The 7,288-nt window shown below is 43.6% G+C and carries 8 protein-coding genes and 1 pseudogene; 6 read left to right on the top strand and 3 right to left on the bottom strand.

The window, feature by feature from the left end; translation table 11 throughout:
• Positions 1-563: IS630-like element ISMae21 family transposase (locus PX482_RS10820; RefSeq protein ID WP_288122427.1), on the bottom strand; the 563-nt coding region annotated here is incomplete at its 3' end.
• A 275-nt stretch (positions 564-838) separates the two neighbouring features.
• On the opposite strand from PX482_RS10820, the gene PX482_RS10815 reads away from it, so the two are divergent.
• Entirely contained in the window at positions 839-1,651 is an 813-nt protein-coding gene (locus PX482_RS10815; RefSeq protein WP_002762959.1) for a PEP-CTERM sorting domain-containing protein, read from the top strand.
• A 190-nt stretch (positions 1,652-1,841) separates the two neighbouring features.
• Entirely contained in the window at positions 1,842-2,093 is a 252-nt protein-coding gene (locus PX482_RS10810; protein WP_288026089.1) for a hypothetical protein, read from the top strand.
• A 104-nt stretch (positions 2,094-2,197) separates the two neighbouring features.
• Here the strand turns inward: PX482_RS10810 and PX482_RS10805 are convergent, their stop codons facing one another.
• Positions 2,198-3,739, bottom strand: a complete 1,542-nt coding sequence (locus tag PX482_RS10805; RefSeq protein WP_002762955.1) for an NAD(P)H-quinone oxidoreductase subunit N — start codon at positions 3,737-3,739, stop codon at positions 2,198-2,200.
• Positions 3,740-4,247: 508 nt separating this feature from the next.
• Here PX482_RS10805 and pipX point away from each other — a divergent pair.
• The 4 genes from pipX to proC all read left to right on the top strand — a co-directional run bounded on the left by pipX (position 4,248) and on the right by proC (position 7,014).
• Entirely contained in the window at positions 4,248-4,520 is a 273-nt protein-coding gene (gene pipX / locus PX482_RS10800) for a transcriptional coactivator PipX (RefSeq protein ID WP_002733869.1), read from the top strand.
• 3 nt (positions 4,521-4,523) lie between these two features.
• On the top strand, positions 4,524-5,183 hold the full coding sequence (locus tag PX482_RS10795) for a YggS family pyridoxal phosphate-dependent enzyme (protein WP_002762954.1): 660 nt from the start codon (positions 4,524-4,526) through the stop codon (positions 5,181-5,183).
• 320 nt (positions 5,184-5,503) lie between these two features.
• Positions 5,504-6,076: a cell division protein SepF gene (locus PX482_RS10790; protein ID WP_002762952.1), complete on the top strand. Its 573-nt coding sequence runs from the start codon at positions 5,504-5,506 to the stop codon at positions 6,074-6,076.
• A 125-nt stretch (positions 6,077-6,201) separates the two neighbouring features.
• On the top strand, positions 6,202-7,014 hold the full coding sequence (proC, locus tag PX482_RS10785) for a pyrroline-5-carboxylate reductase (RefSeq protein ID WP_002762951.1): 813 nt from the start codon (positions 6,202-6,204) through the stop codon (positions 7,012-7,014).
• Here the strand turns inward: proC and PX482_RS10780 are convergent.
• Positions 6,991-7,288 (bottom strand): annotated as a pseudogene (locus PX482_RS10780) (hypothetical protein); the annotation flags it as partial. The gene proC and the pseudogene PX482_RS10780 overlap by 24 nt on opposite strands.

Raw genomic sequence — 7,288 nt, 5'->3', positions numbered from 1 at the left:
AATACCATCGGTGCAATAAAGTCTTTTTTTCCCTTTCTTCTACCAGCGACAAGGTTCTCTCTTTTTCCTCGTTTTCCTTGTCTATCTCCAAAGACTTTCTTCCCTTTTTTTGACCAAGCATAAAAACAGGCTTGAAATTCTTCAAACCCTGACTCATCAATAAATACAAGGCTTTCACTTCCATATATTTTAATCAATTCTCTCAGCACTCTGTAGTATTTCATTCTTTCTTCTCGGTTTCTTTCTCTATAACGAAGTTCCTTCTTTTTTCTGGTAACTTTCATTTTTTTTAAGGCATAGCAAATGGCACTTGGTCTCACTCCAAATTTCTCGGCTCTGTCTCTTAATCTTGCCTCGGGATTTTCTTGGACATCTTTTGACAGTGCTTTCCAGTCCAGCTTTCTCTGACGGTGTTTTACCTTTGTTGCTTCCAGTTTTTCCCTACCTAGCCATCTATATATCGTCGCTCTTCCTATATTAAATAGAGCGGCGGCTTTGGTTATGCTTCCCCCATTCTCTACATAATCGATTACTTTTTTTCTCAAGTCTAGGCTATAAGACATTTTTCTGTATGGGTTGCTCGTTTCTCTTGATTTTACCTTATTTTTCCCTCGTCTCACACTTATTTGAAATGACTATAGCCTATACTCAACGGATTTAGTATCAGTCCCTAGTCGGGGAGAAGAATATAAAGAATTATTAAATTGTAGCTTTTAATACAGTTGTGGGGGGGGGAATGTGTATTGTTTTGTTGTCCGCCTTTGGCGTTGGATTCAAGTGTTGCTTGACTTAGCTGCGAGGGAGGGCGATCTCCGTAACAATTTAGATTGAGGATGATATGAACAAAGTTTATCGAACTTTAGCAATTGGTGGAGTTTCCTTTTCGCTTTTCACGCTATTAAATTTAGGCTCTACTAGAACAATTGCAGCATCACTTCAGGATTTTCCCGTTCCGCCAGAAGATATACCATCTTGGGTGGACCCTAAACTTATAGCTTTTGCTGAATATGACTACACACTTACTCCAGGAGGATTAGGACAACACACTAATTTGATAAAAGGTCCTGAATCCCTTTTTGATGAAACACAGAGTGGTATTTCTAGCTTAATAGGAGACTGGTCTTATACTCCAGGATCTGGTTGGGATGGAAGCTTCAACGGAGGTTTAGCGGATGAACAATCATTAACAATTGTATTCAACGTTGCTAACCTCAGAGTTCCAACAAACTCCAAAACACTAGAAGTCGCTTTCGATTTTAAGCAAAATTTGTTTGACTACATAATTGACTGTCAAGTAATGACCGATAACCCTAATGATAAAGTAGGCAAGTTGTGTGGAGTATTTGAAAAAAACCCCAAGCAATTAAAGTTTTTTGCAAGAATTACTCCGCAGCCAAACTTCGCCAAACTAATAGTAAAATTAACCAAACGTCCAATTCCTCCATTGAATGAAAATTTTTTGGGTATAAACCAAGATCAAGATTCAATCTCGTTTACTAAAACTATTCTTTTCGATCAATGTAAGCCTATTCCTGAACCCTCTACAGTCCTCAGCCTCCTCGCCCTTGGTACTCTCGGCGCAGCCTCAACCCTCAAGCGCAAACTAAAGCCATCCAAATCAGCCGAAAAAGAAACCACAAAAGTAAGCTAAATTGCTCATTAAAAATACAATGCCCCTTCAATTAGCCAGTTGAGGGGTGTTTATTTTTAGTCCATATTTCTATTCATTGATTTTTTTGATCCAATGGCAACTTTTACATCAATAGAGTCAAATTCAATGAGTATGGTGATTTTGTGCTACAATAGAGGTCTGTTAAAAGTAAAAAGAACAATCAATTACCATGAATAGCAAGACAGAAATCACTATTCAAGTTCCTTTAGAAATTGCTAGATATTACGCTAAAATTAAACCCAATGACCGAGCGAACATAGAAAACAAATTAACTGAAACTATTCAATTAGAATTAGAAAAATATCGTCAAAAAGCAGCGGCAAGATTATCACCAATTATGGATCAAGCTAGTGATGAAGCAGAAGCTAAAGGATTAACTCCAGATATTTTAGCGTCTATTTTAGAACCAATTGAGAGTTAATCACATTACTAAAAACGGATTAGCTGTAGGGCTAATTCATGAATTAGCCCTACAATAGGCGTTGTTATTCTGATCTGACAACGCCGATAAATCAACAGAGATTCTCAATTCGCTCGGGAAATGTGCGTCGCCAGGGCCGCCGATTGTAGGATGGGGGTAGTGGTGACGGAATCCGTCGCTAGGGTAAAGAGAGGATTGGAAAGGATACCGGCCAGGGAAGTCGCCACTAGGGAGAGGACAATACCCACCTGTAGGGGACGCATCCCGGTAAGAGTCCAATTGATAACGGGGTAATTTTTCACCGCATCGGACATCTCTTGGGGTTCCTTGACCACCATCATTTTGACCACACGGATATAGTAGTAAATCGAGGCCACACTGGTGACTAAACCAACGAGGACGAGGGCATAAAGTCCCGCTTGCCAACCGGCCCAGAATAGATAAATCTTACCAAAGAAGCCCGCTAGAGGTGGAATTCCCCCCAAAGAGAGCAGACAGATGCTTAAACAGAGGGTTAGGAGCGGATCTTTCTGGTAGAGTCCCGAATACTCAGCGATCTGATCGGTTCCGGTTCTCAGAGCAAAGAGAATCACACAGGCAAAAGCCCCTAGGTTCATGAACAGGTAAATTAACAGATAGAAAATCATGCTAGAGTAACCCGCGTCAGTACCGGCGGTTAAACCAATCATGACAAAACCCGCCTGACCGATCGAGGAATAGGCTAACATCCGTTTCATGCTAGTTTGGGCTAAGGCGACCACGTTGCCCAGGATCATGCTCAAAATGGCTAGAGCGATAAAGATAAACCGCCATTGTTCGCTGACTAGACCGAAAACCGTCACTAATAGGCGAATTGCTAGGGCAAAACCGGCCGCTTTGGAACCTACCGAGAGGAAAGCCACCACGGGAGTGGGTGAACCTTCGTACACATCAGGGGTCCATTGGTGAAAGGGAACCGCCGAAATTTTGAAGGCGATACCGGCAATCACAAACACTAATGCGATCGCTAAGGCCAAGGACTGACCACCGTTAACAGCGGTTAATTTTTGGGCAATGGCACTTAAACTGGTTTCACCTCCGGATAAACCGTAGAGAAGGGAAACACCATAGAGGAAAATCGCCGAACTAGAAGCTCCAATTAACAGGTATTTTAAGGCGGCCTCGTTCGATCGAGGATCCCGCTTCATGTAACCGGTCATTAGATAGGAGGAAATACTGAGCATTTCTAGGGAGATGAAGATCATCACCAATTCACTAGCGCCAGATAGGAACATTCCCCCGAGGGTCGCGGTGAGCATAATGGCTAAAAATTCCGCTAGGGAGGTTCCCGCTTGTTCCACATAACGCACCGACATCAGCACTGTGGAGGCGGTAGAAAGGGCAATAATCCCCCTAAAGACGATACTGAGATTATCGCCCTCAAAAGCCCCTAAAAAAGCCACCGGTTTCGGATTGTCCCAGGTAAAGTAGAGAGCAACCACAGCAGCGAGCAGACCAGCGATCGCAACGTAGGGCAGCCAACTTCTGGCACTCCGTCCCACGATTAAATCGCCGATTAAAATCACCATCAGGGTAATAATCAGGATTCCTTCGGGCCAGATAACGCCGGCGTTTAGCTGACTGGCAACAAGACTAGAAAAATCCATATTGATTGAGGTTAAAGGAATTTGAAGTTAAAAAAGGCTTAATACAAGCTTAGGGCATTTGATCAGCGATTCAGTGATCAGTTATCAGTGATCAGTGATCAGATGTGAGTTTTCAGTTCACCGATCGCCGCTATCGGGTTAAAATTTCTAAAAACCCAGATAAATTTGAGATAATCTTAGCTTTTATGGGTATTATACTTGTCTATTGTCTTTTTTATCCTCTTGTCTCGTAGTCTCCTCAGCTAAGGGAAAATCTTTGATTTTTGCAGCCGAGCTAATTTCTGGTGGTGACAACTTGTCACCGAGATGTATCCAAGTTAACAGGGAAAAAGTGAAAACTCAGGAAATCATGACATAGACTGGCATCGTTAGTTGTCGTTGAAGGATTCTGGTAAAATCAGGCTAGGGGAAACACCCGAAAAATCAATTGTTTTTGAGCCATCCGCTTGATTTTTTTGTGGAAAAATTTTCTAGTTCGCTCAATCCTTTTCCTTTAGCGATCGCTTGAATGAGTAACGAAACCTATCTCAATCATCCTACTTTCGGTCTATTATACAGAGTGTGTCTATTAGAAGAACATCGGGAATTATTCACCACTCTTTATGCCCAACGTCTTTTTTTTCTGGTGACGGTGGGACCAAAAAAAGTCTCGTTCGATCCGATTAGTCGTTCCGATGCTCGTCTTTTAGTGGAAAACCGGCTGCGAAATTTGCGCCGGGGCAGTAATGTGCAAGAATTTAACAGTCTCAACCAAACTTATCAACAAACCTTTTCAGTCTAGTTCATGACGATCGCTAGTCGTATCGAGTCAATCCGTCTTACCCTACCCCCCTCCACGCGCCTGATTGCCGTCAGTAAACAGGTATCGAGCGATTATATCCGTCAAGCTTACCGAGCAGGAGTGAGAGATTTTGCTGAAAGTAAGCTACAGGAAGCAATCTCGAAGCAGCAAGAACTAAAAGACCTGCCAGATATTTCTTGGCACTTTATCGGGCATCTACAGGCAAATAAAGCCCGCAAAGTCCTAGAATCTTTTGATTTAATCCATTCCCTCGATAGTTTAAAATTAGCCCAAAGACTCGATCGCCTAGCGGCGGAATTAGAGATTAATCCCCAAGTTTTGCTACAGGTGAAAGTTGTCCCCGATCCCGATAAGTTCGGTTGGGACAAGGCCGAATTACTAGCAGATATTCCCGATTTAGTCAACTGTAAACAGCTAAAAATTCAAGGTTTGATGACAATTCTGCCCCGAGGATTATCCGCTGGGGAAAAGTTAGCCGCCTTTGAAAAAACCAGCGATTTAGCCCAAATAATCGAGAATAGCTCTAGTTTATGCCTGCCTCATCTATCCATGGGGATGTCTAACGATTATCCTCTCGCCATCAAGGCCGGAGCCACTTTGATCCGGGTGGGAACTGGCATCTTCGGCGATCGTATTTACTGAACCATCTCCGTAAATTTACAGAAAAAACTCCTAGTAATTTTAATAATCGGTGACAATATATCTTAAGATTACAGCGTTCAGTCTAGAAACCGGTGGTTAGAAATGAGGAATTGACTTTTTCCCAATCCCTGAAAACTATCCCCTGATAACTGATAACTGAAAAGAGGGAACTAACCGCTGCCTCCAGACGACTAGAATGACGAACCCTGAACAAAATAGTTCTCCTGTACCAAGTGAGAACAAAAGTTGTTAAAGGCCACTAAAATAACCCCGACTCTAGCCAAGACCACCTAAAAAATCTTTTGAAGGACACTTAGACTGTGAACAACATTTTTACCAAACTCAAAGATTTTGTCGGCATCTCCGAACAACCAGAAGACGAAGACGAAACCGACTACGAAGAAATGAACTGGGAAAAGTCTTCCCCCCAAGATAGGGATCAAAACGAAGAAGAAGATCCCCTCAATCGTCGTCAACGCGAACCTTTAAATCTCAGTACAGCCACATCTATGGGACTCAACAGAAGCAACGTGATCGGTATGCCAGGTATTAACAACAATAATGCAGAAGTAGTCGTGATCGAGCCCCATTCCTTCGAGGAAATGCCCCAAGTTATCCAAACCCTGAGAGAACGCAAATCGGTGGTTTTAAATCTCAACGTCATGGATCCCGAAGAAGCACAAAGAGCCGTGGATTTTGTCGCCGGTGGCACTTATGCAATTGATGGTCATCAAGAACGCATCGGTGAGAGTATTTTCCTATTTACCCCCAGCTGCGTTAAAGTTAGCACCCTTTCCGGAACTATTCACGATATCGCTGATAACCCGAAAATGGCTCGTCCCGTTTCCTCCGCACCTGCTTGGGGAGCCGAAAGCAGTCGATTAGCTCAATGAATCCTGCCATAGTCCTCTCGTCAGGTTTGTCGAAGCTAGAAATCGATCGATTTATCGAGAGGATGCGTTTTTTCTTGGTAGGATAGCTAAATCTCTCTTTTTTACTTTTTACTTTTAATAATACTGTGTCTATTCGTTTAGGAATTATTGGCGGCGGCGTGATGGCTGAGGCCATTCTCAGCCGTTTATTAAAAAAAAATATTTATAGTCCCGAAACGGTGTTAGTCAGTGAACCCCAATCCCAACGGCGCAACTTTTGGGTTAATACCTACGGAGTACAAGTCAGTGAGGATAACCGGGAAGCCGCTAGAGCAACTGAGGTGTTAATCTTAGCGATAAAACCGCAAATTTTAGAGCAAGTAGTGAATAGTTTGCTGGGAATACCCGAAAAACCCTTGATTATCTCGATTTTAGCAGGAGTTACCCTCAATCGCCTAGAAATGGGCTTTCCCGATCGCCCCGTCATCCGGACGATGCCTAATACCCCCGCCACGGTGGGACAAGGGGTTACAGCAATCGCACCTGGTCGTTATGCGGAACCGGAACATCTGGCCGTAGCCAGAGATATTTTTGCTGCGGTCGGTTCGGTGGTGGAAGTTCCCGAAGCTTTGATGGACGCGGTAACGGGATTATCGGGATCGGGCCCGGCATTTGTGGCCTTGATGGTGGAAGCTTTAAGCGATGGTGGTGTGGCGGCCGGATTACCGCGATCAATCGCATCTCAATTGGCCATAGAAACAGTTTTAGGGACGGCAACCCTATTAAAAGAATCGGCCATACATCCTGGGGAATTAAAGGATCGCGTCACTAGCCCCGGAGGAACTACGATTGCCGGAGTGAGACAATTAGAAAAAGGCTCTTTTCGATCGACAATTATCGAGGCAGTAGTGGCGGCCTATCATAGATCTAAAGATTTAGGGCGTAGTTCTGAAAAGTAAACCTTTTCGCCACAGAAATACACCGTAACCCAATAGCGTTAGGAAAGCACACAAAGCGGTCGCCGTGCCAGCGATCAGGGCATTTGTCCAACCGTAGGATAGCTCTAGGATATAACTACCCTGTGCTAACTTGACCAGTATAGTTCCATCCTTGCCCATTTCTAGGGGTTGGGGTTGACCGTTAACGGTTAACTGCCAAGCGGGATAATAATAAAGACGGACTCGCAGGATGGCAGGTTCTTGGACTTCTACCTTTAATTTTCGGTGATAACTT

The organism is Microcystis sp. M53602_WE12 (assembly GCF_030065455.1).
GTDB classification, from domain to species: Bacteria; Cyanobacteriota; Cyanobacteriia; order Cyanobacteriales; family Microcystaceae; genus Microcystis; species Microcystis aeruginosa.
Note: the sequence above shows the minus strand (reverse complement) of the source record. Positions and strands in the feature narration are given on the sequence as shown.

What these genes read in the sequence shown, in the direction of transcription:
- PX482_RS10815 (WP_002762959.1), top strand. Translation starts at nt 839, where the DNA reads ATGAACAAAGTTTATCGAACTTTAGCAATTGGTGGAGTTTCCTTTTCG.
- PX482_RS10810 (WP_288026089.1), top strand. Translation starts at nt 1,842, where the DNA reads ATGAATAGCAAGACAGAAATCACTATTCAAGTTCCTTTAGAAATTGCT.
- PX482_RS10805 (WP_002762955.1), bottom strand. Translation starts at nt 3,739, where the DNA reads ATGGATTTTTCTAGTCTTGTTGCCAGTCAGCTAAACGCCGGCGTTATC.
- pipX (WP_002733869.1), top strand. Translation starts at nt 4,248, where the DNA reads ATGAGTAACGAAACCTATCTCAATCATCCTACTTTCGGTCTATTATAC.
- PX482_RS10795 (WP_002762954.1), top strand. Translation starts at nt 4,524, where the DNA reads ATGACGATCGCTAGTCGTATCGAGTCAATCCGTCTTACCCTACCCCCC.